A 1,392-nucleotide genomic window follows, 5' to 3' on the forward strand; every position below is an offset into this window, starting at 1 on the left:
CGAAGCGGGGCGCCTTTTTCAATCTCCATTGAAGCGGTACGTGAATTCAAGATTACTACCAACCAATATGATGTTACGCTCGGAAGAAGTGGCGGTGGAACGGTAAGTGCTGTTACCAAATCGGGGAACAAACAAATTTTTCAGGAAGTGCCTGGGAATACTTAAGAACCAACTGGCTTTCCAGCCCGTATGATATCAGGGGGAAACAAGAGGCAGAATGACTTCTCTACTTCAACCGTTTGAACCAGGTGATAGAACATTCTCTGAACGATACCGGCTATGAAGGCGGAAATAATATCATAGATTATGACCAGAACGGGAATATGCTCAATTTAAAAGATAAAGGAATTCAGAATATTGCATATAATTACCTGAGTTTACCCGATGCCTATTCCATTACCCAAACTGACCCTTTTTTCGGGACTAAGAATTTCAGGTTGCAATACCTTTATCGTGCAGATGGGATAAAACTCCGTAAACTCAATACTTCAGGAGGAGGAAGAGGACAATCAACCACTAATGTTATTACCGATTACCTGGATGGTTTCCAGTATAAATATCGTGAAGTTATTGAACCTTGCCTATGGTGCCGTACAAGTGTAGCTTTTGAAAAGGAGGCTTATAAGGAATCCGGGGAAATTCTTGAGCCGGGTGTTATTACCCCGGAATGGCGTCTTGATTTTGTACCAACAGCAGAAGGATTTTATAGTTTCGCTGAAAACCGCTATATTTACCAATACAGGGATCACCTTGGAAATGCGAGGGTAAGCTATACTAAAAAACAGCGTAGGTGCTGCTCAAGTGACGGATACTAACAATTATTATCCGTTCGGGTTAAACCATATTGGCCAGGGAAAAGGGCTTTTAGGAGGGTACTTTAATTACAAGTACAATGGAAAGGAGCTACAGGAGACGGGAATGTATGATTATGGGGCAAGGATGTATATGCCGGATTTGGGTAGATGGGGTGTACATGACCCTTTGAGCGAGTTACAATTTGCTTACAGTCCATATTCATATGTTTATGGAAATCCTATAAGATTTAATGATCCAACCGGAATGCTTGGAGAGGAGGATCCACCAAGGAAAGGTTCTACTCCTAATAATCCTATTGAAATTGGTGAGATTAAGTTGACAAAAAATGTCAGTGATTCTAGGCTATCATTTATGGGAATCCAAAGCTTAAGTGCTTATCATGGTTCTCAGGATAGATTAGCTTTTGGTATCAGAAATAGTAAAGCTGCTCTTGCCACAGAAAAATTTGAAAGAAACCTGGCTTTTACTATGGGGACTTTCCTAATGGGTGGAAGTAATCTTGCCGCTTCTGCGGGATGGGCTACTCTTGATGCAGTAGTTGATTACCAAAGTGAAGAAACAAAAACAAGATTGGTA

The 1,392-nt window shown here is 41.1% G+C and carries 2 protein-coding genes; both read left to right on the forward strand.

Going from position 1 to position 1,392, the window contains the following annotated elements; genetic code table 11:
- Window positions 1–248: 248 nt before the first annotated feature.
- Window positions 249–815: a hypothetical protein gene (locus HX13_RS26205; protein WP_316931384.1), complete on the forward strand. Its 567-nt coding sequence runs from the start codon at window positions 249–251 to the stop codon at window positions 813–815.
- Window positions 802–1,392: RHS repeat-associated core domain-containing protein (locus HX13_RS22340; protein ID WP_316931385.1), on the forward strand; the 591-nt coding region annotated here is incomplete at its 3' end. The genes HX13_RS26205 and HX13_RS22340, both read left to right, overlap by 14 nt.

This window comes from Chryseobacterium sp. P1-3, assembly GCF_000738495.1.
Lineage (GTDB): Bacteria > Bacteroidota > Bacteroidia > Flavobacteriales > Weeksellaceae > Chryseobacterium > Chryseobacterium gallinarum.